The organism is Sphingomonas sorbitolis (assembly GCF_036663875.1).
In the GTDB taxonomy this organism is placed as follows: Bacteria; Pseudomonadota; Alphaproteobacteria; order Sphingomonadales; family Sphingomonadaceae; genus Sphingomonas.
On record NZ_JAXOJS010000004.1, the window covers coordinates 351,416 to 373,611 of the forward strand.

Genomic DNA, 22,196 nt, shown 5'->3' on the forward strand with positions numbered 1-22,196 from the left:
TGGTATTCGGGCACCTGCGCGTGTTTACCCAAAGGACCACCCCGGCGGAGGCCGGGGCCCAGGTGGCAAGGCTGCAGTAACGGCGCGCATCGCTCCATTAGCGACGTTCCCCAACTGGGCCCCGGCCTCCGCCGGGGTGGTGGAATTGGGATGCGCCTGGGCGCTTGCTTTCGCGGGAGAACAAGGCTGGGCAAACTTTCCCTTCTGCTCCCCTTCCGCTTGCGGGAGGGGTAGGGGGAGGGGTTTCTCGGGCGGGTGCCCGTGGGACGCCCCTCCCCTAACCCCTCCCGCAAGCGGGAGGGGGATTGCGTGGTGTTTTGGGTAGATGTGCGGACTAGAACGCTTCCTGTGTTGGACGCGTAATACAGGGCATTTACCTCGGTCCGCGCATGCTCTAGCTCTCCTCCCATGACCGATACCGCTGCGCCGTCCTACGCCCCCTCCTATGTCGACCCAGCCCGCCCGCCGCGGAAGAAATGGCGGCTCGTACGGGGCGTGTGGACGTTCCTCGTGGCGATCAAGGATGCGCTCGTCCTGATCGCGATGCTGCTGTTCTTCGGGCTGATCTTCGCGGCGCTCAATGCGCGGCAGAGCACGACGGCGATCAAGGACGGTGCTCTCGTCCTCGACCTGAACGGCTCGATCGTCGAGCAGCCCGAGGAACAGGCCGCGTTCGCCGCACTATCGGGGCAGAGCCGGACGCGGCAATTTCGCCTTCGCGACGTGGTCCGCTCGATCGATACCGCGCGCACCGATGCGCGCGTGAAAGTGGTCGTGCTCGATCTCGACAGCTTCGGCGGCGCCTATCCGGCGGCACTCGGCGAGGTCGGCGATGCACTGGCGCGGGTGCGCGCGAGCGGCAAGCCGGTGCTTGCTTACGCGACCGCGTACACCGATGGCGGATACCGGCTCGCGGCGAATGCGAGCGAGATTTGGGTCAACCCGCTGGGTGGCACGATCTTCATGGGGCCGGGTGGCAACCAACTCTATTACAAGGGCCTGATCGACAAGCTCGGCGTCAATGCGCACGTCTACCGCGTCGGCCGCTACAAGTCGTTCGTCGAGCCCTACACGCGGGCGGACCAGAGCGACGACGCGCGCGCGGCGAGCACCGCGCTGTACGGCACGTTGTTCGCGCAGTGGCGCGAGGCCGTCGCGAAAGCACGCCCCAAGGCGCAGATCGCGCAGTTCATGAGCGCGCCCGACAAGTTGATTCTTGCCTCGAACGGCAACATCGCCGCGGCGAATATGCGCGCGGGCATCGTCGACAAGCTTGGCGACCGGATCGCGTTCGGGCGTCGCGTGGCGGAATATGCAGACAGCGACGCGACCAAGCCGGCAGGCAATTACAATGCGATCAAATACGACGCGTGGGTGAAGGCCAACCCCCGCCCCACCGTGGGCGACGCGATCGGCGTGCTGACGATCGCCGGCGAGATCGTCGACGGCGAGAGCGGCCCCGGCAAGGCGGCGGGCAAGACGATCGAGAAGGCGGTGCTCGACGGGCTCGCCAAGAAGACTTTGAAGGCGCTGGTAGTGCGCGTCGACTCGCCGGGTGGATCGGTGATGGCGTCGGAGCAGATCCGGCTCGCGATCCTCGAAGCCAAGCGGCAGAAGCTGCCCGTCGTCGTATCGATGGGCGGGCTGGCCGCGAGCGGCGGATACTGGGTGTCGACGCCGGCCGACGTGATCTTCGCCGAGCCCGGCACGATCACCGGCTCGATCGGTATCTTCGGCGTGATCCCGACCTTCGAGAACGCGCTCGCCAAGATCGGCGTGACCAGCGACGGCGTGAAGACCACGCCGCTGTCGGGCCAGCCCGACATCACCGGCGGCACCACGCCGATGTTCGACGCGATCGCGCAGGCGGGGATCGAGAACGGCTATCGCCAGTTCGTCTCGCGCGTGGCGGCATCGCGGAAGATGACGCCGGCGCGGGTCGACGAGATCGGCCAGGGGCGCGTCTGGGATGGTGGCACCGCGCGGCAGATCGGGCTCGTCGACCGGTTCGGGACGTTGCAGGACGCGATCGACGAGGCCGCCAAGCGCGCCAAGCTCGATCCCGCCAAGGTGCATGCCGAGTATCTGGAGAAGAAGCCGGGCTTCCTCGCGACGATCGCGCAGGATTTCGGTGGCGACGAGGACGATGCCGCAGACGGGGCAGCCGGCGGTGATGCGTTCGCGCACGTCGCGGCGGACCGGCGCCAGATGCTCGCGCGGGCGGTCGGCGACATGAAGCGACTGGCGACGTCGGGTTCGATCCAGGCGCGCTGTCTCGAGTGTGGCGGGATGGGGCCGACGACAGTGGGCATCGGCGATGCCAAGCTGCTCGACCTGCTGCTGGCACGGATCGGGTTCTGATGGCGATCCCCGCAACTGGCAACGGCGGTGGGATCGTCATCCGGGCGGCGGTGCCGGAGGATGCCGCGTCGATCGCGGCGATCTATGCGCCGCACGTGCTGGTGGGCACGGTGTCGTTCGAGACCGAGGCGCCGGATGCGCGACAGATGCGCGCGCGGATGGAGGCGTCGGACGGGCTGTATCCTTGGCTGGTTGCGACGATCGGCTCCGAGGGTGGCGTGCTGGCGTACGCTTATGCCTCGGCGTTCCACAAGCGTGAGGCGTACCGGTTCGCGTGCGAGACCACGGTGTATGTCGCGGATGCGGCGCAGCGGCAGGGTGCGGGGCGGCTGTTGTACGAGGCGCTGATCGATACGCTGCGGGCTCAGGGGTTTACGCAGGCGATCGGGGCGATTGCGTTGCCGAACGATTCTTCGATCAAGCTGCATGAGGCTGTCGGGTTTCGGCGGGCGGGGGTGTACCGCGAGGTCGGGTACAAGAATGGGCAGTGGATCGATGTCGGGCATTGGCAGTGCGAGTTGAACGAACCTGCGGTGCCGCCGGTGGAGCCGCGGCGGTTTGCCGATGTCGGGGTTGTGCGGGGGTAGAGCTTCCTCTGGATGGCGTGACCGTAGTCAAAGCGACGCCACCGCGGCGGAGGCCACCACCCCGGCGTAGGCCGGGGCCCAGTTGGGAAAGCTGGCGTAACGGAGCGCAACACACATCAGCGATGTCCCCCAACTGGGCCCCGGCCTTCGCCGGGGTGGTTTGAGGTGTAGGGTAGTGCTTCGCCAACCGACGGAGACCAGCCTCAGCATCAGAACGAGCTAGATCGGGCTGTCCGTTCAAGTCCAACTGCTGGCCCGCTCTACCTTGTTCTCCCGCGAAGGCGGGAGCCCAGACTGGGTCCCCGCCTTCGCGGGGACACAAGGTTATTGCGCGGCAAACTTGATGAGTTAGCGCCGTCCACCGTACGCAGGCAGCGCTAGATGAAAGCGGATGGCGGCCGCCCTGAGCGTGAAGCCGGCACTCGCCGCGATCACTGCTGCCAAAGCCAGCGGCACGCCCAGCAACACCAGCCCGACATAACTCGCCGCCGCCAACGCCGCCGCGGTCACGTACAGTTCCGGCCGCATCAGGATCGACGGCTCCCCCGCCAGCACGTCGCGGATGATGCCACCGACGCACGCCGTCATCACCCCCATCAGCGCCGCCGGCACCGGTGGCACGCCGTAGCCGAGCGCCTTCGCCGCGCCGTACACCGCATACGCAGCAAGCCCTACCGCGTCGAACCAGCCGAGCGCTTCGTCCTTCCACCACCGCTCGGGCGTCACCCAGATCAGCAGCGCAACCCCGAGGCACACGCTGGCAGCGCGCGCGTCATGTACCCAGAACACCGGCGCGCCGATCAGCAAGTCGCGCACGGTACCGCCGCCGACGCCGGTGATCAGCCCGAAGAAGACGAGCGTCACGAACGTCTGGCCACGCTTGGCCGCCGCGAGCGCACCCGAGGCGGCGAACACTGCCAGGCCCGCGAGGTCGAACCAGGGTGCTGCGACGGGCAGGATCTCGACGGGCAAGGGCACGGGCAACATCGCGGCGGCGTAACCGGCCTGCCATCCAGCGTAAAGCGGGACCGCGGAATGATGTCGCCCGTGCCGCAAACGCAGTGACCCAACGCCTGCTGCAAAGATGAACGCCAGCATGAACGCGGTGTTGTTTTTGGTTCATGCAACTGGCGCTATAGTCACTTCGTTACACCAGCAGATCAATTCACTAGGGAGTTACATCATGCGTAAGTTCGTTCTGGCCATGGGCCTCAGCGCAATGGTCCTGCCGACCATGCTCGTCCCCGTCTCGGCGGCAGACGCGCGCGATCGTCGCGAATGGCGTGGTCGTGACGGCCGCGTCTATTGCAAGAAGAGCAACGGCACGACCGGCACGATCATCGGCGGCGTCGGTGGCGCCCTGCTCGGCCGCACGGTCGACACCCGCGGCGACCGCACGGTCGGCACGCTGGGCGGCGCCGTCCTCGGCGGCCTCGCCGGCCGCGCGATCGACAAGGGCACGAGCAACAACAACCGTCGTTGCCGCTGACACTCATCGGCTAAATCAATGCCGCTATTTCAATAGTTGCGCGTTGTGGAAGGGCGTCGTGGGAAACTGCGACGCCTTTTTTCTTGTCCGATGAAGGATCAAAACGATGACCACACGCAGCGGTTCGGCAAAGTATGAAGGCCTCGGCAAGAGCGGCAAGGGCCATGTCTCGACCCAGTCGGGCGTGCTGTCCGACAGCCCCTACGGCTTCAACACGCGGTTCGAGAACGAGCCCGGCACCAACCCCGAGGAGCTGATCGCGGCCGCGCATGCATCGTGCTTCACGATGGCGCTGAGCTTCGCGCTCGCCGGCAAGGGGTATGAGGCGGGAACGCTCGAGACGTCCGCCAAGGTGACGCTCGACAAGGACGGCGACGGGTTCAAGATCACCAAGTCGGCGCTGACGCTGAACGCCAAGGTCGACGGCATCTCGAAGGAAGAATTCGAGGCGATCGCCGCGGACGCCAAGGCGAACTGCCCGGTGTCGAAGGTGCTCAACGCCGAGATCACGCTGGAGCACACCCTCGCCTGATATCAACCTCGCCTGTTATCAATGACCTAAGTCTGTCGGCCGGCTGAATGCGACGTAGTTTGCGGTTCACGCAACTCGCGCTTCGGCCGGCCGTTGTTTGCGTATCCAGTCAGGAGACCAAACATGCGTATCGCCATTCTCTCGGCGGCCCTCGCCGCCACCGCGTTCGGCGCGATTCCCGCCGGCGCGCAATCGACCGTACGCGGCGCCAACCAGGAATATAACGACCAGGTGCGCGACGCACGGCGCGACTATCGCCGCGATCTCCGCAACGCCGACTCACGTGGCGACGTCCGCGATGCGCGCCGCGATTACCGCGACGAGGTGCGCGACGCACGCCAGGACCGCCGTGGCGACATTCGCGACATCCGTCAGGATCGTCGCAATGACGGGCGCAACTGGCAGCAGTATCGCGGCTATGACTACAACCGCTACGAACCCGGCCAGCGTGGCTATCTCGCCGACCGCTATTACCGCGACGGCCGCTATTATCAGGAGCGCCGCCTGGGTCGTAACGACCGCATCTATCGCGGCGGCAACGGGCGCTATTACTGCCGCCGCAACGACGGGACGACCGGGCTGATCGTCGGCGGGCTTGCCGGTGGTGCGCTCGGCAACGTGATCGCGGGCGGTGGTTCGCGGCTGCTCGGTACGCTGATCGGGGCAGGCGGTGGCGCGGTACTCGGGTCGTCGATCGATCGCGGCAACGTGCGCTGCCGATAAGACGCGGTTGGCGTGAGACGATAGGGCCCGGTGGAAACACCGGGCCCTATCTGCGTCAGATGATACCGCTGCCCAGACTCAGGCGCAGCGCGAAAATGATGATCAGGACGATGTTGAGGTTGCGCCCGCCGCTGCTTGACGAGAGCGCGCCGACGGCTGCGCCGACGATCCCGATCGGGATGACGAGCCAGTTCATCCAGCCCAGCAGCGGGATGAACGCGACGAGGCCGAGCACCAGGGTGACGAGGCCGATGAGGATCGAGACGATGTTCAGCATGGGATGAACATGGCGAGTCGGGCGGGTTCGGGCAAGACTTGGGCGGATCCGTACGATCCTCCCCCGCCAGGGGGAGGTGTCGCCGAAGGTGACGGAGGGGGCGGACACGTAACAGACGTTTCCCTGCCCTTCCCCTCCGTCTGGCAAGCGCCAGCCACCTCCCCCTGCCGGGGGAGGATCGGATGTGTGTGGAAAACGCTTTCTTCACCGTCCTTCGCGCATAGGATGCGGGTGATGACTTTTTCCCTGCGCTCCGCACTTCTCCTCCCGCTGGCGCTGGCCGCCTGCAACCGGTCGTCGACCGACCAACAGGATCTCAACAGCCTCGATGCCGAGCTGACCAACGGCGCGGTGCGTGATCCCGCCGTTGCCGAGTCGCTTGGGAGCCAGATCATGGTCGATCCGCGGCTGGCGCAGTCGTCGAACACCGACGCGGTGCGCCCGCCGCCCCGCCCCGATAGCGGCGCAGTATCGCCCGAGGGCCCGCTCAACGCCGATCCGGTCGATGCCAAGACCTTACAGCGCGCGCCGGCTCCATCGAACGACTGCCCCGAGTGCAAGACCGCGAACGGCGCGCTCACGCTGGGGGCGCTGGCGGAACGGCAGAAGACGCCGGATGCAGGGGCGTGTGCGCGCCAGATCGGCTATTCGGCCGGGTGGGCGAACCGGTTGCCGGCGGATCTGCCGCTATATCCGGGCGCGCGGTTGACCGAGGCTGCGGGGGCGGATCGGGACGGCTGTCGGCTACGCGTGGTAAGTTTCGCGAGTGCGGCGCCGATGCAGAAGATGCTCGATTATTATTTCACGAAGGCGCGGACGGCAGGGTATTCGGCCGGGCATAGCACCGATGGCAAACAGCATGTGCTGGGCGGGGTTCGCGGGAACGACGCGTATGTGGTGTACGTGACGGCGCGGGCTGGTGGCGGGAGCGATGTTGATATGGTGTCCAACGCTGGGCGGTGAGGCTGGCCGGTGAGTTTGCTCCCTCCGCCGTCGCTCTGAAGTGCATTGAACTGCACCACCCCGGCGGAGGCCGGGGCCCAGTTGGGGAACGTCGCTAACTGAGCGCGGTCCTTCGTTACTGCGACCTTGCCAACTAGGCCCCGGCCTTCGCCGGGGTGGTGCTTTTTGGGGTGACGTCCCCTTCCCCTCCTTGTTCTCCCGCGAAGGCGGGAGCCCAGTCTGGGTCCCCGCCTTCGCGGGGAAACAATCTGAGACAGGGCTCGCGCGGTGATCTAAAACCAACGCAATGGAGCGCCACAGGCCTCCCCTGCGGCGCACCTTTCCGTTTTGCCCGATTCACGCTAGGGCGCGAGAATGCTTCCCCTTCTCTATGTCATGGTCGGTGGTGCGGTCGGGTCCGGCGCGCGCTATCTGACTGGCCGCGCGATGCTGTCGTTGCTCGGCCCTGACTATCCCTTTGGTACGCTTGCCGTGAATTTGATCGGTGGGTTGCTGATGGGGGTGCTGGTTGGCGTGCTTGCCCGCAATACCGCTTCGGAAACGTGGCGGCTGTTGCTCGGCGTGGGCGTATTGGGGGGATTCACGACGTTTTCGGCGTTCTCGCTGGACGTCGTCACGATGATCGAACGCGGCGCGATCGGCGTCGCGTTCGGGTATGTTTTGGTGTCGGTGATCGGTTCGGTCGCCGCGTTGTTCGCGGGTCTCTCCGCAGTAAGGGCCGTCGCATGACTGCGGGCAAAAGCGATAGCGATTCCGGCTTTCGGGAATTCAACGTCGGGTTCGACGATGACGGCATCCGGCTGGACCGGTGGTTCAAGCGGCATCTGCCTGAGACCAGCTTCACGACGGTGGCGATGTGGGCGCGCACCGGACAGCTCCGCGTCGACGGCGCGCGTGCGACGCCGGGCGACCGGATCGCGGCGGGCCAGATGCTGCGCGTGCCGCCGCCCGAAGCCGACAAGGCCGCCGCCGACGTCGACAAGCCCAGGCGCGTCCGCGAACGCGTGATCCTGTCGGACGAGGAGACCGAACTCGCGCAGTCCATGGTCATCCACAAGGATTTCCAGGCATTCGTGCTGAACAAGCCGCCGGGCCTCGCGACGCAGGGCGGGACCAAGACGACGCAGCATGTCGACGGGCTGCTCGATGGGTTGCAGTACGACAACGAGGGGCGGCCGAAGCTGGTCCACCGGCTCGACAAGGACACGAGCGGCGCGTTGCTGGTGGCGCGGACGTCGCGGGCGGCGGCGTTCTTTGCGAAGGCATTTTCGGGGCGGACCGCGCGAAAAGTCTATTGGGCGCTGGTGGTAGACGTGCCGTCGATCGAGGACGGCATGATCGAGCTGCCGATCGCGAAGCAGCCGGGCACCGGCGGCGAGAAGATGCACGTTGACGAGGCCGAGGGCGCACCAGCGCGGACGCGCTACCGCGTGATCGAGCGCGCGGGCAACCGCGCGGCGTGGGTCGAGTTGCAGCCGTTTACCGGGCGGACACACCAGTTGCGCGTGCACATGGCGGCGATCGGGCATCCGATCGTCGGCGATGGCAAGTACGGCGGGGCCGCTGCGTTTTTGACCGGGGGGATCTCGCGGAAAATGCATTTGCACGCTCGGCGGATCAAGGTGGATCATCCGGATGGCGGGTCGATCGACGTAACCGCGGAACTGCCGACGCATTTCGCCGAGAGCCTCAAGCAATTGGGTTTCGAGGAGAAGCTGGGCGACGACCTGGTGCTCGACGAGAAGACCGCGCCGACGCGTGAGCAGATGAAATCGCGGGCGAAGGCGCATGCGAAGTCGGTGCGGAAAGACCGTAAAGGTGAGCGGCGTGGACGTGGGGTTGTCGAGGAGAAGGCGACGGGCAAGCCTGCAGCGAAGACGGGTGGGCCTCGGACCGGGGCTGGGTCGAAGTTCGGGGCGCCGCGGAGCGGGCCTCGGGTTGAGGGGGCCAAGCCGGCTGGGCGCGGGCGTCCGGGTGGCGCTGGGAAACCTGGGCCTCGGAGTGGGCCTGGGACTCGGTAACTGATGGCTTTCGGCTGACGCGTGCCCTCACCCTTCCCACGGCCAAGCGGCCGCGGGCCCCTTCCCTCTCCCCCGAGGGGCGAGGGTGAGACGTCGGAGACGACCCTTACCTTTCACACCACCCCGGCGAAGGCCGGGGCCCAATTGGAAAGGTTGAGGTAACGGAGCGATGACTTCCGTTAGCGACGTCCCCCAATTGGGCCCCGGCCTTCGCCGGGGTGGCGTGGTTTGTTTGGAGGCTTCTGCTCACTCTTGTTCCCCCGCGAAGGCGGGGGTCCAGGGGCAACGATCGCGTCGCTGCTTGATTCCTGGGCCCCCGCCTTCGCGGGACAACTAGTCGCGCCCTACTTCAGCCACCCCAGCAGCAACCGCCGCACGCCCTCCGTCACCGTCCCGAACACGATATGCGACGCCGCGCTATACAGATGCGTCGTCGGCGCGGTGTTCCACGGCGCGTCGCCAAGCCCCACCGCCGGCACCGCCGCCTCATCAAGCAACGCCGTCGTCGCCGCAGCGAACGCGGTGCCGTAGCCGGCGGTCACCGAAGGCCGGTATTCCGCCGCCACCGCGTAGGCGATCCCCAGCCCTGCCCCGAGCGCGTAGTGCACAACCTGCCCTGCAAGCGGCTTGCGACCGTCGGGGATGTCGTGGCCGACCACCATTTGCGACACCTTGTCCGCCGCCTTCTCCGTTGCAGGTTCCGCATCGCTCTCCGACGAGGACAGCGCGGCGACGCCGGCCTGGAAGCGGTCCATCACGAACGAGGCCGCTAGCCCTGCGACGAGGCCCGCGGCGGCGGCGGCCCAGATGTTCGGCGTGTCGGTTTGTGCGTGCGCCATCGTTGAGTCTCCAGAGGTATCCGACACGAACCGTTCGCAGGCGCGCGCGTTCCGGTTTGGCGTTCCCTCGCGTGCACGCGTGATCTACGAGGCGGCGATGCGTTGGAAAATTTCATGACCCGTCTTGCTGTGTTCGATTGCGACGGGACGCTCGTCGACAGCCAGGCGAATATCTGCGTCGCGTGCGAGCGTGCGTTCGAGGGCGCCGGGCTGATTTCGCCGCCGCGCGCGGACATTCGGCGGATCGTCGGGCTTAGCCTCGTCGAGGCGATGCAGGTGTTGCTGCCGGAGGCGGACGAGGCGCTGCACCGGTCGCTCGCCACCGACTACAAGAACGCGTTCCATGCGATGCGCGCGAGTGGCGAACTGGCCGACGAACCGTTGTTCGACGGGATCGCCGAGGTGATCGAGACGCTCGCGGACGACGGCTGGCTGCTGGGTGTGGCGACGGGCAAATCCGACCGCGGCCTCGCGCATATTCTAGCCGCGCACGGGATCACCGAGAGGTTCGTGACGTTGCAGACCGCCGACCGGCATCCGTCGAAGCCCGACCCGGCGATGCTGTTCGCGGCGATCGCCGAGGCAGGCGCTAGCGCGGAGACGACCGCGATGATCGGCGATACGAGCTTCGACATGGCAATGGCCCGAGCGGCACACGTACGCGCGGTCGGGGTCGCATGGGGGTATCACCCCGTGCACGAGCTATCCGATGCCGGTGCCGACGTCGTTGCGACGACCGTACCCGACCTGCTGCACATGGTGGCGCCGCGATGACCGACGCGGACAAGGTAGCGCAGCGGCGCTGGTTCGTGTTGGTCGTCGTCCGGATGGCGGGGGTTGCGGGCGCGCTGCTCGGGCTGATCCTGATCGCGCGCGCGCATGATCTGGGGCCGAAGATCCTCGGGACGGCGATCGTGTTGTCGGCGATGGCGATGATCGCGATCGTGCCGCGTAGCTTGGCGCATCGCTGGCGGAGTACGCCTGAATGAACGGAATGGGCGCATGAAGCGGTTCTGGAAAGACGTCGCGATCGATGCGGATCGGGTAGTGACGCTCGACGGCAAGCCGGTGCGGACGCCCGGGCGGCGACCGCTTGCGTTGCCAAGCGATGCGCTGGCCGAGGCGGTTGCGGCGGAATGGCGCGCGGTCGGTGAGACGATCGACCCGCGGACGATGCCGCTGACCGGGCTCGCCAATGCGGCGACCGATCCGATCGCGAACGATCCGGCGCAGTTCGCCGCGCGGCTGGCGGCGTATGGCGAGAGCGACCTGCTCTGCTACCGCGCGGAGGGGCCGCCGTTGTTGGTCGAGCGGCAGGCGGCGTCCTGGGATCCGCTGCTGGCGTGGGCGCGGGGGCGGTATGACGTGACGTTCGCGGTCACCACCGGCGTGATGCACGTCGCGCAACCGGCGACGACGATCGCGCGGCTGCATGAGGCGGTCGCGGCGTATGACGATTTTCGGCTGGCGGGGTTGTCGCCGGTGGTGACGCTGACCGGGTCGCTGGTGATCGGGCTGGCGCTGATCGAGGGTGAGATCGATGCCGATGCGGCCTGGGCGGCGGCGGGGATCGATGAGGACTGGTCGGTCGAAATGTGGGGCGAGGACTGGCAGGCGACCCAGTTGCGCGAGTTGAAGCGCAAGGAGTTTGGGTTGGGGGTGGAGTTTCTGGGGCTGCTCTAGCCTTAGGAGTTTACCCACCCCCTCCAAGTCCGTCACCCCAGCGGAAGCTGGGGTATCCCGATTGGCGGATGCCGCGACCCGGAACGGGGAGATCCCAGCTTTCGCTGGGATGACGGTTGGGATGAGTTAGCGCGTCAGCCTGCGGATGAAACCGATCAGCCCGGTCTGGCGCGAGCGCTTCAGGCGCTCCGCGGCCAGGATCGTCTTCACGCCGCGGATGCAGCTGTCGACGTCGTCGTTGACCAGCACATAGTCATAGCCGTCCCAGTGGCTCACCTCGTTTGCCGCGCGCGACATGCGGGCTTCGATCACCTCTTCCGAATCGGTGCCGCGGCTGGTGAGGCGGCGGTGGAGTTCTTCCATCGAGGGCGGGAAGATGAAGACGCGGACGACGTCGCCGCCGGCGATCTGGAACAGCTGTTGCGCGCCCTGCCAATCGATGTCGAACAGCACATCCTTGCCGGCCGCGAGCATCTCCTCGACCTGCGCGCGCGGCGTGCCGTAGCGATGGTTGAAGACGTGCGCCCACTCCAGGAACTCGTCCTTCGCGACCATGTCGCGAAAGCCCTCGAGGTCGGTAAAATGGTAATCCTTGCCGTCGACTTCGCCGGGTCGCACCGAACGGGTCGTGACCGAGACCGACATCTCGAGTTCGTGCTCGTCCGCGAGCAATCTGCGCGCGATGGTCGACTTGCCGGCACCGGACGGCGAGGACAGGACGAACAGGACTCCGCGACGACGGAAACCATGCGGGTCGGACGGAAGTGTGTGGGGCATGCGCGCCCTTGCCGCGGACCGCGTATGGGCGTCAACCCATGCGCGGCCCGCGCGTGGTATTACGAAGGCGGATTAATAGCCGGCCTTGCGGGCCTTATTGCGGTCGTAGGCCTTCTTGGCTGCGTAACCACCGCCGAGGATCATGCCGAGTGGGCCCATGCGGCGCATCAGGCCCATCGCCACGACACCCTTTACTGCGCCCGAGGCGCCGCCCGAACCGTCGCGACGGCCCATTTCGCGGCCGACCAATGCACTGATAATACGTCCGATCATGCTTCTGACTCCCCGAAAACCTGGTCCTTGAGTTCCGCTGCACCGCGCAGCACTGCCCAGCCGGTCGCGTAGGTCACGGCTAGCGGCACGACGACCTTGAGTACGTTGGCGGTGATCGCACCGATGATCGCGCCGTCCGCGTTGCCGTCGTCGCCGCTGAGCGAGTCGATGCCTGCGCCGATCAGCGCGCCTATGGTCGTTGCGCCCACGTAATTTCTCCTGTCCGTGTGGCGGGTTAGCGCGCGAGGGGCGTTTGGGTTCCCGGCGGAGTTTCCGATGAGCTCCCGGCGAGCTGCCGCTGCCCGCCCCATCCGTCCCGTTCGCCCTGAGCGAAGTCGAAGGGTGTGCCCCAAACGAAGGTGCTTCGACTTCGCTCAGCACGAACGGGAGGGGGGCGGAGCGAGGCGGGCGTTAGCGACCGAGCATCGATTCGGGCTTGACGACGCGGTCGAAGGTTTCGGCGTCGACGAGGCCTAGCGCGAGGCCGGCTTCCTTCAGCGTCAGCCCTTCGGCGTGCGCGTATTTGGCGATCTTCGCGGCGGCGTCGTAGCCGATCTCGGGGGCCAGTGCCGTTACCAACATCAGTGAGCGATCGAGCAGGTCTGCGATACGCCCACGATTGGGTTCGATGCCGTCGACGCAGCGCTCCGCGAACCCTTCCATCGCGGTCGCGAGCAGGTCGATCGAGCGGAGCACGTTGGCGCCGATCAACGGCTTGAACACGTTCAACTCGAGATGGCCCTGCATCCCGCCGACGGTGACCGCGACGTGGTTGCCCATCACTTGCCCCGCGACCATCGTCAGCATCTCGCACTGCGTCGGGTTCACCTTGCCGGGCATGATCGAGCTGCCGGGCTCGTTCGCGGGAAGGTCGATCTCGCCGAAGCCGCAGCGGGGGCCCGAGCCCAACAGACGGATGTCGTTAGCGATCTTGGTGAGCGCGACCGCGAGCGTGTTGAGCGTGCCGGACAGGTGTACGAGCGGGTCGTTCGACGCGAGCGCCTCGAACTTGTTGCGCGCGCTGACGAACGGCAGGCCGGTGATCTCGGCCAGTTCGTGCGCGATCGCGTCGCCGAAGCCGGCAGGCGCGTTGAGGCCGGTGCCGACCGCGGTGCCGCCCTGCGCTAGGATGACCATGCCGTGGCTGATCGCAGGCTCGATGCGGTGACGGCAGCGGTAGAGCTGGTTCGCGTAGCCGGAGAATTCCTGGCCGAGCGTCAACGGAGTTGCGTCCTGGAGGTGGGTGCGGCCGATCTTGACGATGTCGTCCCAGGCATTGGCCTTGGCGTCGAGCGCGGCGTGGAGCTTGTCGAGGGCGGGGATCAGGCGGTGGGTGGTGGCGATCGCGGCGGCGATGTGGAGTGCGGTCGGGAAGCTGTCGTTGGACGACTGGCTCATGTTGACGTGGTCGTTGGGGTGGACCGGCGACTTGCCGCCGCGGGTGCCGGTGAGGACTTCGTTGGCGCGGCCGGCGATGACCTCGTTCGCGTTCATATTGGACTGCGTGCCGCTGCCGGTCTGCCAGATGACGAGCGGGAACTGGTCGTCGAGCTTGCCGTCGATGACTTCCTGCGCGGCGGAGTCGATCGCGGCGGCGATGGTTTCGTCGAGGCCGTGCAACCGGTTTACGCGGGCGGCGGCTTGTTTGACGAGGGCTAGGGCGTGGACGATCTCGATCGGCATGCGTTCGCGGGTGGCGAAGGGGAAGTTCTCGATCGAGCGTTCGGTTTGCGCGCCCCAGTAGGCGGCGTCGGGGACTTCGATCGGGCCGATCGTGTCGGTTTCTGTGCGGGTGGTCATGCTGGGAGAACCTTCCGTAGCGTGCGTGGGTCCCTCGCCCCTCCGGGGAGAGGGAGGGAGGAGCGCTTGCGACGGAAGGGTGAGGGGTTTTGGGAGGAAGCGGCTTTAGCCTCACTCCCCTCTCCCTTCCCACGGCAAGTGCCGCGGGCCCCTTCCCTCTCCCCGTAGGGGCGAGGGAGTTTGGGTCACTTTTTCCGCTTGAAATCCACGGCGACGACGTTCGAGCCGTCCTCGATCGGCACCGCAGTCGGGCCGTCGTTCTCGGCTTCGTCATGGTCGCCGAGCGCGTCCTCCGCACCCTCCTGCGCCTGGAAGCGGAGTTCGAAGCTGACCGCGGGATCCTGGAACGCGGTAATCGCCGAGTATGGGATCACCAGCTTCGACGGGACCTGGTTGAAGCTCAGCCCGATCGAGAAGCGCTCGTCGTCGACGATGAGATCCCAGTAGCGGTTCTGCATGACGATCGTCATCTCGTCCGGGAAACGTTCGATCAGGCGCTTGGGGATGTCGACGCCGGGGGCCTGCGTCTTGAAGGTGATGTAGAAATGATGCTCGCCGGGAAGCCCGCCGGCCTCCGCGACCGAACCGAGTACGCGGCCGACCACGGCACGCAGGGCTTCTTGTACGATCTCGTCGTACGGAATCAGGCTATCGGGCAGTCCATCGGTCATATCCCTTGGGTAGCGCCATTCGGATGCCGGTCAAGATTGCATGCGTCGTGGCGGATGTTATGGGAGGTGGCATGCGCACCGCCACGATCACCCGCTCCACCGCCGAGACGGCGATCGACGTCACCGTGAACCTCGATGGGACCGGCGTGTACGACGTCGAGACCGGGGTCGGTTTCTTCGATCACATGCTTGAGCAACTCTCGCGCCACTCGCTGATCGACATCCGCGTGCGGACCAAGGGCGACCTGCACATCGACGAGCATCACACCGTCGAGGATACCGGGATCGCGATCGGCCAGGCGTTCGCGCAGGCGCTCGGCGATAAGCGCGGGATTGCGCGGTACGGCGATGCGCTGTCGCCGATGGACGAGACGCTGACGCGGGTGGCGCTGGATATTTCCGGGCGGCCCTGGCTGGTGTGGAAGGACCTGTTCTCGCAGAAGCGCCTGGGCGGCATGGACACCGAGATGTTCGAGCATTTCTTCCACAGCTTTGCACAGGCTGCGGGGATCACGCTGCACGTCGAGACGCTGTACGGGTCGAACAACCACCACATCGCCGAGGCCGCATTCAAGGGCGTCGCGCGCGCGCTGCGCACCGCGATCGAGATCGATCCGCGCAAGGCCGACGCGATTCCGTCGACCAAGGGGATGCTGTGAGCGCGTTGACTCCGTCAGCTCAAAAGCCCGTCACCGCAGCGAAAGCTGGGGTATCCCCGTTACGACGAGACCCCAGCTTCCGCTGGGGTGACGGACTTCTTGTACCGGGTCGCGGGGATACAGCATGACGCTCGCGCTGATCGATTACGGTGCGGGGAACCTGCATTCGGTCGAGAACGCGCTGCGGACGGCTGGGTGTGTCGATCTGGTCGTGACGTCGGACGCCGACGTCGTCGCGAAGGCCGACCGGATCGTCCTGCCGGGCGTGGGCGCGTACGGCGCTTGCGCGGCGGCGTTGCGCGCGGTGCCGGGGATGGTCGAGGCTTTGAACCGGCGCGTTCGCGACGAGGGTACGCCGTTTCTGGGAATCTGCGTCGGCATGCAGTTGATGGCCGATGCAGGCGAAGAGATGGGAACGCATGCGGGACTCGCCTGGGTCTCCGGACGCGTGCGGCGGCTTGAGCCCGGTACGATGGAGGCCAAGGTGCCGCATATGGGCTGGAACGACGTCGTTCCGTCCGTTGCGCACCCGCTGATCGAGCCAGGCGAGGCGTATTTCCTGCATAGCTTTGCCTTCGAAGGCGCCGACGTGCTCGCGACGACCGACCATGCCGGTCCCGTCACCGCGGCGATCGGTCGCGACACGATGATCGGCGTGCAGTTTCACCCTGAGAAGAGCCAGCGCTACGGCCTGGCCCTGCTCGAACGTTTCCTGGAGTGGCGGCCATAGATACCCCTGCGAGCCTTATCATTTTCCCCGCGATCGACCTCAAGGCGGGTCAGGTGGTGCGTCTCGCCGAGGGCGATATGGACCGCGCGACCGTCTATGGCGACGATCCCGCGGCGCAGGCTATGCTGTTCGCCGAGGCGGGCGCGGAGCATCTGCACGTGGTCGATCTCGACGGGGCGTTCGCGGGGGCTTCGGTCAACGGCGATGCGGTGCGGTCGATCGTCGCGCGGTTTCCGGGGCATGTGCAGCTTGGCGGCGGGATCCGGACACGGGCGAGCGTCGAGGGCTGGTTCGATCTGGGCGTGTCGCGCGTCGTAATCGGGACGGCGGCGCTGGAGGACCCAGAGTTCGTGCGCGGCGTCGCAAAGGATTTTCCCGGCGGCATCGTCGTCGCGGTCGACGCGAAGGACGGCATGGTCGCGACCAAGGGCTGGGCGGACGTTTCGACCACGAGCGCGGTCGATCTGGCGCGGCGGTTCGAGGATGCGGGGGTGGCGTCTTTGCTGTTCACCGATGTCGGGCGCGACGGGATGCTGAAGGGGTGCAACGTCGATGCAACGGTCGATCTGGCGCGGTCGGTGGACATTCCGGTGATCGCCAGCGGCGGGGTGAAGGGGATTGCCGAGATCCACGTTCTGGCTTTGCATGTGCGGGACGGAGTCGAGGGGGTCATCACGGGGCGGGCGTTGTATGACGGGCGGCTCGATCTTGCGGCGGCGTTGAGTGTGGCGAAGGCAGCAGGATGATTCACGCGGAGACGGGGAGACGCGGAGAGAAGTTGAGCGCCGCAGGCAGAAACTTGTTCGCGCAGAGACGCAGAGGCGCGGAGAGTAACCTCTCTCTCAGCGCCTCTGCGCCCCTGCGCGAAATATTCTTCTTAGCGGCTCCGCCGCGTCTCCGCGTCTCCGCGTCTCCGCGTGAAAAAAACCTTCGGCCAAGCACATGACGGTCCGCGCGCGCGTGATTCCGTGTCTCGACGTCGCCGATGGGCGTGTAGTGAAGGGCGTGAACTTTGTCGAACTGCGCGACGCCGGCGATCCGGTCGAGCAGGCACGGGCGTATGACGCGGCCGGCGCGGACGAACTGTGCTTCCTCGATATCGGGGCGAGCCATGAGGGTCGGGGGACGATCCTCGACGTCGTGCGCCGGACCGCGGCGGTGTGCTTCATGCCGCTGACGGTCGGTGGCGGTGTACGGACGGCGGATGATGCGCGGGCGCTGTTGCTGGCGGGGGCGGACAAGGTGGCCGTGAACTCCGCGGCGGTGGAGCGGCCTGAGTTGGTCGCGGATATCGCCGAGCGGTTCGGCAGCCAGTGCTGTGTGGCGAGTGTCGACGCGCGCAGGTCGGGCGAAGGTTGGGAAGTATTCACGCATGGCGGCCGCCGCGCAACCGGGATCGATGCGATCGCGCATGCCTTGAAGCTCGCCGAACTGGGCGCTGGCGAGTTGCTGGTCACGTCGATGGACCGCGACGGCACGCGCAGCGGCTACGACCTCGAGCTGATCCGCGCAATATCGGACCGTGTCAGCGTACCGGTGGTCGCCAGCGGCGGCGTCGGCGGGCTCGACGATCTCGTCGCCGGCATCCGCGACGGGCATGCGAGCGCGGTGCTGGCGGCGTCGATCTTCCATTTCGGGCAGGCGTCGATCGGCGATGCGCATGCCGCGCTGGCGGCGGCGGGGATCCCGGTGCGGACGCCGGTTCGCGCTTCACCGTTGCGGGCAGCCTGATCAGATGACCGCCCTGCCCCTCCTCGCGGTCCAGTCGGGGCATGACGGCATCGTCCATCCGCGCACCGCGCCCGAACTGTCGGACATCGCGCTGTTCGTGTTCGCGGTGATGGGCGTGTTCCTGGTACGACGCGCGCTGCGGAAGCGGTTCGCGAAGAGCAAACCGCCCGCGGAGGATTGACCCGCCTGCCCTGCTGCGTCAGCACGCCGCGCATGGACCCCGTATTCGACCGCCTCGAGGCGACCATCCGCGCGAGACGCGATGCGCCCGCCGACACCTCCTACACCGCGAGCCTGTTCGCCAAGGGCCGCCCGAAGATCGCGCAGAAGCTCGGCGAGGAAGCCGTCGAGACGGTGATCGCCGCGTGTTCGGGCGACGAGGCGAGCATCGTGCCGGAGGCGGCGGACCTGATGTTCCACCTCGCGGTATTGCTGGCCGATGCAGGCCTGAGTTTGGACGACGTGCGCGCAGAACTGGAGCGGCGCGAGGGTGTCGGCGGGCTGGTCGAAAAGGCCGGGCGGACGGGCTGATCCGCCCCCCTTCCGCTTGCGGGAGGGGTCGGGGGAGGGCATGACGCACATGCTCCGCCGGGATCGGGATGGCCCAGCCCCTCCCCTAACCCCTCCCGCAAGCGGGAGGGGAATATATGCCGATCGACGCCACCCAGCCTTATGACGACCAGAACATCTTCGCGAAGATCCTCCGCGGCGAGATCCCGTCGCAGCGAGTCTACGAGGACGACTTCGCGATCGCGTTCCACGACATCAACCCGCAGGCGCCGACGCACCTGCTCGTGATCCCCAAGGGTGCGTACGTGTCGTGGGACGACTTTTCCGCGCGTGCACCCGATGCCGAGATCGCCGGGTTCATCCGGGCCGTCGGGGCCGTGGCGCGCGCTGCGGGCCTCGTCGAACCGGGCTATCGCCTGCTCGCGAACATCGGCCAAGACGGGCACCAGGAGGTGCCGCATCTGCACGTTCATGTCTTCGGCGGGCGTCCTCTGGGGCCGATGCTGGCGCGATAGGGCAGCTTTGCCGCACTAAAGGATTGCACGTAATAAAATTGCCATTAGGCTCTGGGGATTGAGCAAGGGGGCCTTCTGACCGGGCCCCTGCAATCCCCGGGGGGTACCGAATTGATTTTTGGTCGCGTAAAATCACTGGACGCCATCCTGGCGACGGCGGAGAAGAAATCGCTCCACCGATCGCTGGGCGCGTTCCAGCTTACCATGCTCGGCATCGGCTGCGTGATCGGCACGGGCATCTTCGTGCTGACCTCCGCCGCCGCGCAGAAGGCGGGGCCGGGCATGATCCTGAGCTTCATCGTCGCCGGCGCGGTCTGCGTCGTGGCCGCGCTCTGCTATGCCGAGATCGCGGCGATGGCGCCGGTCGCCGGCTCCGCCTACACCTACACCTATTCGGTGATGGGCGAGCTGCTCGCCTGGACCGTGGGCTGGGCGCTGATCCTCGAATATGCCGTCGCCGCGAGCGCCGTGTCGGTCGGGTGGTCCGGCTATTTCTCGGGCTCGATCCTGCGAGAAACGTTCGGGATAGACCTGCCGCTCTGGCTGGCAGCGGGGCCGTACGTGCCCGGCGGGTTCATCAACCTGCCCGCGGTCGTCATCTCGCTGCTCGTCACATGGCTGCTGATGATCGGCACCACGGAGAGCGCCCGCGTCAACGCGGTGCTGGTGACGATCAAGGTCGTGGCGCTGACCGCGTTCGTCGCGCTGACGCTGCCCAAGACGCATGGCGGCAATTTTGAGCCGTTCCTTCCCACCGGCATCCTCGGCAGCAACGGCCTGGGCGTGGTCGGTGCGGCGGCGACGATCTTCTTCGCCTATGTTGGCTTCGACGCGGTCTCGACCGCCGCGGAGGAAACCAAGGATCCGCAACGCAACGTGCCGATCGGCCTGATCGCGTCGCTCGGCATCTGCACGGTGTTCTACATGCTGGTCGCGGCAGGCGCGATCGGGACGATCGGTGGCCAGCCGCTGTTCGATGCGGCGGGCGTACCGTTCACGACGGGCTCGCCCGAACTGGCGCGCGCATGCCTCATTCCGGCCAACGCGCAGGCGCTGGTATGCTCGAACGAAGCGCTCGCGCACGTCCTTCGCCAGATCGGCTATGCGAACGTCGGCAACTGGATGGGCTATGCGGCGGGGCTCGCGCTGCCGTCGGTGATCCTGATTCTGATGTTCGGCCAGACCCGAATCTTCTTCGTGATGAGCCGTGACGGCCTGTTGCCGGAAGTGCTGAGCCGCGTGCATCCGAAGTGGAAGACGCCCTATATCGTCACCGCGATCACCGGCGTGTTCGTGGCGTTCGCCGCGGCGTTCCTGCCGGTCGGCCAGCTCGCGGACATCGCCAATGCGGGCACGCTGTACGCGTTCATGATGGTCGCGATCGCGCTGCTGATCCTGCGCAAGCGCGAGCCGAACCGGCATCGTCCGTTCCGTACACCGGCCGCTTGGGTCGTCGCACCGCTGACGATCGTCGGCTGCATCGGACTGTATTTCTCGCTGCCGTACGAGGCGATGGCGGTGCTGCCGATCTGGGGCGCCGTCGGGCTCGTGATCTATTTCCTGTACGGCTACCGGAAGAGCTATCTGGGTCGCGGAATGGCCGATGGTGGCGAGACCGACATCGACCTGACGCCGGGTCACTGAGACCGGACGTAGAAAGGGCCGCGGGAGGAAACTCCCGCGGCCCTTTTTTTGTGCTTCGTCGCCAACGCGTCATCCCCGCGGAGGCGGGAATGACGGCGCGGCGGGCCACGTTCAGCCGATGTGCTTGGCGGCGAGCGCCTTCATGTCGACCATCGGGCGGGCGCCGACATGGCTGATGATCTCGGCCGCGCAGACCGCGCCGAGCTTCAGCGAGGCGTGCAGGTCGTAGCCCTGTGCCTGGCCGTGGAGGAACCCCGCCGCGAACAGGTCGCCTGCGCCGGTGGTGTCGACGACCTTGGCGATCGGCTCGGCCTTCACCTCGGCGCGCGTGCCGTTCTGGAGCGCGCAGGCGCCGTGCTCGCCGCGGGTGACGACCAAGGTCTGGACCTGCGCCGAGATCTTGGCGACCGCTGCGTCGAAGTCTTCCGTCTCGGCAAGCGCGGCGAGTTCGCTCTCGTTGGCGAACAGGATGTCGATCAGGCCGTCGCTGAGCAGCTGGCGGAAATCGCCGCCGTGGCGCGAGATGCAGAACACGTCGCTGAGCGTGAAGGCGACCTTACGCCCTGCCCCGCGTGCGCAATCGATCGCGGCACGCATCGCGGCGCGCGGCTCTTCGGGATCCCAGAGATAGCCTTCGAGATACAGGATCGCGCTGTCGGCAATCATCGTGGTGTCGATCGCGGCGGCGGGCAGGAACTGGCCCGCGCCGAGGAAGGTGTTCATCGTGCGCTGGCCGTCGGGGGTGACGAAGATCAGGCAGCGGCCGGTGGTCGGGTCGCCCGCGCGTACGGGCGTGGCGAACTCGATGCCGATGCTGCGGACGTCATGGGCGAAGACCTGGCCGAGCTGGTCGTCGGCGACCTGGCCGATGAACCCGCATTTGCCGCCGAGCGCGGCGATGCCGGCGACGGTGTTGGCGGCCGACCCGCCCGAGACTTCCATGCCCGGGCCCATCTTGGCGTAGAGCGCGTCGGCTTCCTCGGACGAGAACATGAGCTGCATCGAGCCCTTGGCGACGCCGATCTCGGCAATGAACGCGTCGTCTGCGGTGGCGAGGATGTCGACGATGGCATTGCCGATCGCGACGACGTCGTAGGTTGGGTTGGGCAAGGCGAGACTCCGGGGTGCGGGAAAACGCTTGCCGTAAATGCCGGGCGGGATTGGTGCAACTGGTGTGGGGGTGCCGCTGCCTGCGGAGGCGGGGTCTGCGGGGCCGCCGGAACAGTATGTCGTCTGGGGATAGGTACCACCCCGGCGGAGGCCGGGGCCCAGTTGGAAAGGTGGTCGTAATGAAACGCGGCCCGTCGTTACCGCTGTCTCCCAACTGGACCCCGGCCTCCGCCGGGGTGGAGATCATGGTTCGGGCTGCTGCAACGGTTACGGCGGTTCGAACAGTTGCAGCGGTTCTCGC

The 22,196-nt window shown here is 66.9% G+C and carries 28 protein-coding genes; 19 read left to right on the plus strand and 9 right to left on the minus strand.

Annotated elements, in window-relative coordinates:
• The first annotated feature begins 408 nt into the window (after positions 1 to 408).
• Both sppA and U1763_RS13770 read left to right on the plus strand, forming a co-directional pair.
• Positions 409 to 2,361 (plus strand): signal peptide peptidase SppA, encoded by a 1,953-nt coding sequence (sppA, locus tag U1763_RS13765; RefSeq protein WP_332755634.1) that lies wholly within the window; start codon positions 409 to 411, stop codon positions 2,359 to 2,361.
• On the plus strand, positions 2,361 to 2,948 hold the full coding sequence (locus tag U1763_RS13770; protein WP_332755635.1) for a GNAT family N-acetyltransferase: 588 nt from the start codon (positions 2,361 to 2,363) through the stop codon (positions 2,946 to 2,948). The genes sppA and U1763_RS13770 overlap by 1 nt, the downstream gene beginning before the upstream one ends.
• Positions 2,949 to 3,296: 348 nt before the next feature.
• Here the strand turns inward: U1763_RS13770 and U1763_RS13775 are convergent, their stop codons facing one another.
• Positions 3,297 to 3,935 (minus strand): trimeric intracellular cation channel family protein, encoded by a 639-nt coding sequence (locus U1763_RS13775; protein WP_056066054.1) that lies wholly within the window; start codon positions 3,933 to 3,935, stop codon positions 3,297 to 3,299.
• Positions 3,936 to 4,131: 196 nt separating this feature from the next.
• Here U1763_RS13775 and U1763_RS13780 point away from each other — a divergent pair, with 196 nt between their 5' ends.
• The 3 genes from U1763_RS13780 to U1763_RS13790 all read left to right on the plus strand — a co-directional run bounded on the left by U1763_RS13780 (position 4,132) and on the right by U1763_RS13790 (position 5,692).
• Positions 4,132 to 4,437: a glycine zipper 2TM domain-containing protein gene (locus tag U1763_RS13780; protein WP_132737292.1), complete on the plus strand. Its 306-nt coding sequence runs from the start codon at positions 4,132 to 4,134 to the stop codon at positions 4,435 to 4,437.
• 106 nt (positions 4,438 to 4,543) lie between these two features.
• A complete protein-coding gene (locus tag U1763_RS13785) occupies positions 4,544 to 4,969 on the plus strand; it encodes an OsmC family protein (protein WP_332755636.1) in 426 nt (141 codons plus the stop codon).
• Between the two features lie 123 nt (positions 4,970 to 5,092).
• Positions 5,093 to 5,692: a glycine zipper 2TM domain-containing protein gene (locus U1763_RS13790; RefSeq protein ID WP_332755637.1), complete on the plus strand. Its 600-nt coding sequence runs from the start codon at positions 5,093 to 5,095 to the stop codon at positions 5,690 to 5,692.
• Positions 5,693 to 5,747: 55 nt separating this feature from the next.
• Here the strand turns inward: U1763_RS13790 and U1763_RS13795 are convergent, their stop codons facing one another.
• Positions 5,748 to 5,969: a hypothetical protein gene (locus tag U1763_RS13795; protein ID WP_056065665.1), complete on the minus strand. Its 222-nt coding sequence runs from the start codon at positions 5,967 to 5,969 to the stop codon at positions 5,748 to 5,750.
• 234 nt (positions 5,970 to 6,203) lie between these two features.
• Between U1763_RS13795 and U1763_RS13800 the strand changes: the two genes are divergently transcribed.
• The 3 genes from U1763_RS13800 to U1763_RS13810 all read left to right on the plus strand — a co-directional run bounded on the left by U1763_RS13800 (position 6,204) and on the right by U1763_RS13810 (position 8,953).
• Complete coding sequence (locus U1763_RS13800; RefSeq protein WP_332755638.1) at positions 6,204 to 6,932, plus strand: hypothetical protein; 729 nt, start codon at positions 6,204 to 6,206, stop codon at positions 6,930 to 6,932.
• 354 nt (positions 6,933 to 7,286) lie between these two features.
• On the plus strand, positions 7,287 to 7,661 hold the full coding sequence (crcB, locus tag U1763_RS13805; protein WP_056489728.1) for a fluoride efflux transporter CrcB: 375 nt from the start codon (positions 7,287 to 7,289) through the stop codon (positions 7,659 to 7,661).
• Positions 7,658 to 8,953: an RluA family pseudouridine synthase gene (locus tag U1763_RS13810; protein ID WP_332755639.1), complete on the plus strand. Its 1,296-nt coding sequence runs from the start codon at positions 7,658 to 7,660 to the stop codon at positions 8,951 to 8,953. The genes crcB and U1763_RS13810 overlap by 4 nt, the downstream gene beginning before the upstream one ends.
• A gap of 344 nt (positions 8,954 to 9,297) precedes the next feature.
• Here the strand turns inward: U1763_RS13810 and U1763_RS13815 are convergent, their stop codons facing one another.
• The gene (locus U1763_RS13815) at positions 9,298 to 9,792 is read right to left on the minus strand and encodes a DUF1440 domain-containing protein (protein ID WP_332755640.1); all 495 of its coding nucleotides are present in this window, start codon (positions 9,790 to 9,792) and stop codon (positions 9,298 to 9,300) included.
• A 114-nt stretch (positions 9,793 to 9,906) separates the two neighbouring features.
• On the opposite strand from U1763_RS13815, the gene U1763_RS13820 reads away from it, so the two are divergent.
• The 3 genes from U1763_RS13820 to U1763_RS13830 are packed head-to-tail and all read left to right on the plus strand — an operon-like array spanning position 9,907 to position 11,475.
• Entirely contained in the window at positions 9,907 to 10,566 is a 660-nt protein-coding gene (locus tag U1763_RS13820) for an HAD-IA family hydrolase (RefSeq protein WP_332755641.1), read from the plus strand.
• A complete protein-coding gene (locus U1763_RS13825; RefSeq protein ID WP_332755642.1) occupies positions 10,563 to 10,781 on the plus strand; it encodes a hypothetical protein in 219 nt (72 codons plus the stop codon). Before U1763_RS13820 ends, U1763_RS13825 begins: the two co-directional genes overlap by 4 nt.
• 13 nt (positions 10,782 to 10,794) lie before the next feature.
• Positions 10,795 to 11,475: an ATP12 family chaperone protein gene (locus tag U1763_RS13830; protein ID WP_332755643.1), complete on the plus strand. Its 681-nt coding sequence runs from the start codon at positions 10,795 to 10,797 to the stop codon at positions 11,473 to 11,475.
• Between the two features lie 126 nt (positions 11,476 to 11,601).
• Here the strand turns inward: U1763_RS13830 and gmk are convergent, their stop codons facing one another.
• From gmk to U1763_RS13855, 5 genes are all read right to left on the minus strand, one after another.
• The gene (gene gmk / locus U1763_RS13835; RefSeq protein ID WP_332755644.1) at positions 11,602 to 12,252 is read right to left on the minus strand and encodes a guanylate kinase; all 651 of its coding nucleotides are present in this window, start codon (positions 12,250 to 12,252) and stop codon (positions 11,602 to 11,604) included.
• A 72-nt stretch (positions 12,253 to 12,324) separates the two neighbouring features.
• Positions 12,325 to 12,525 carry a hypothetical protein gene (locus U1763_RS13840; RefSeq protein WP_056052077.1) on the minus strand — a complete coding sequence of 67 codons (201 nt, stop codon included), beginning with the start codon at positions 12,523 to 12,525 and terminating at the stop codon, positions 12,325 to 12,327.
• Positions 12,522 to 12,734: a hypothetical protein gene (locus U1763_RS13845; protein ID WP_332755645.1), complete on the minus strand. Its 213-nt coding sequence runs from the start codon at positions 12,732 to 12,734 to the stop codon at positions 12,522 to 12,524. The genes U1763_RS13840 and U1763_RS13845 overlap by 4 nt, the downstream gene beginning before the upstream one ends.
• Positions 12,735 to 12,936: 202 nt before the next feature.
• On the minus strand, positions 12,937 to 14,325 hold the full coding sequence (gene fumC / locus U1763_RS13850; protein ID WP_332755646.1) for a class II fumarate hydratase: 1,389 nt from the start codon (positions 14,323 to 14,325) through the stop codon (positions 12,937 to 12,939).
• A gap of 185 nt (positions 14,326 to 14,510) precedes the next feature.
• On the minus strand, positions 14,511 to 14,996 hold the full coding sequence (locus U1763_RS13855) for an SspB family protein (protein WP_056489744.1): 486 nt from the start codon (positions 14,994 to 14,996) through the stop codon (positions 14,511 to 14,513).
• A gap of 71 nt (positions 14,997 to 15,067) precedes the next feature.
• On the opposite strand from U1763_RS13855, the gene hisB reads away from it, so the two are divergent.
• The 8 genes from hisB (at position 15,068) to U1763_RS13895 (ending at position 20,785) form a co-directional block, all read left to right on the plus strand.
• Positions 15,068 to 15,655 carry an imidazoleglycerol-phosphate dehydratase HisB gene (hisB, locus tag U1763_RS13860; RefSeq protein ID WP_120301289.1) on the plus strand — a complete coding sequence of 196 codons (588 nt, stop codon included), beginning with the start codon at positions 15,068 to 15,070 and terminating at the stop codon, positions 15,653 to 15,655.
• Between the two features lie 124 nt (positions 15,656 to 15,779).
• The gene (gene hisH / locus U1763_RS13865) at positions 15,780 to 16,385 is read left to right on the plus strand and encodes an imidazole glycerol phosphate synthase subunit HisH (protein ID WP_332755647.1); all 606 of its coding nucleotides are present in this window, start codon (positions 15,780 to 15,782) and stop codon (positions 16,383 to 16,385) included.
• Positions 16,382 to 17,131 carry a 1-(5-phosphoribosyl)-5-[(5-phosphoribosylamino)methylideneamino]imidazole-4-carboxamide isomerase gene (gene hisA / locus U1763_RS13870; RefSeq protein ID WP_332755808.1) on the plus strand — a complete coding sequence of 250 codons (750 nt, stop codon included), beginning with the start codon at positions 16,382 to 16,384 and terminating at the stop codon, positions 17,129 to 17,131. The genes hisH and hisA overlap by 4 nt, the downstream gene beginning before the upstream one ends.
• A 196-nt stretch (positions 17,132 to 17,327) precedes the next feature.
• Complete coding sequence (hisF, locus tag U1763_RS13875; protein ID WP_332755648.1) at positions 17,328 to 18,116, plus strand: imidazole glycerol phosphate synthase subunit HisF; 789 nt, start codon at positions 17,328 to 17,330, stop codon at positions 18,114 to 18,116.
• Positions 18,117 to 18,120: 4 nt separating this feature from the next.
• Entirely contained in the window at positions 18,121 to 18,297 is a 177-nt protein-coding gene (locus tag U1763_RS13880) for a hypothetical protein (protein WP_332755649.1), read from the plus strand.
• A gap of 32 nt (positions 18,298 to 18,329) precedes the next feature.
• The gene (locus U1763_RS13885) at positions 18,330 to 18,647 is read left to right on the plus strand and encodes a phosphoribosyl-ATP diphosphatase (RefSeq protein WP_056489754.1); all 318 of its coding nucleotides are present in this window, start codon (positions 18,330 to 18,332) and stop codon (positions 18,645 to 18,647) included.
• Between the two features lie 116 nt (positions 18,648 to 18,763).
• Positions 18,764 to 19,141: an HIT domain-containing protein gene (locus U1763_RS13890; protein WP_332755650.1), complete on the plus strand. Its 378-nt coding sequence runs from the start codon at positions 18,764 to 18,766 to the stop codon at positions 19,139 to 19,141.
• Between the two features lie 111 nt (positions 19,142 to 19,252).
• Positions 19,253 to 20,785 (plus strand): amino acid permease, encoded by a 1,533-nt coding sequence (locus U1763_RS13895; RefSeq protein WP_332755651.1) that lies wholly within the window; start codon positions 19,253 to 19,255, stop codon positions 20,783 to 20,785.
• A gap of 111 nt (positions 20,786 to 20,896) precedes the next feature.
• On the opposite strand, the gene U1763_RS13900 is transcribed toward U1763_RS13895, so the two are convergent.
• Positions 20,897 to 21,895, minus strand: a complete 999-nt coding sequence (locus U1763_RS13900; protein ID WP_332755652.1) for an adenosine kinase — start codon at positions 21,893 to 21,895, stop codon at positions 20,897 to 20,899.
• Between the last annotated feature and the right edge of the window lie 301 nt (positions 21,896 to 22,196).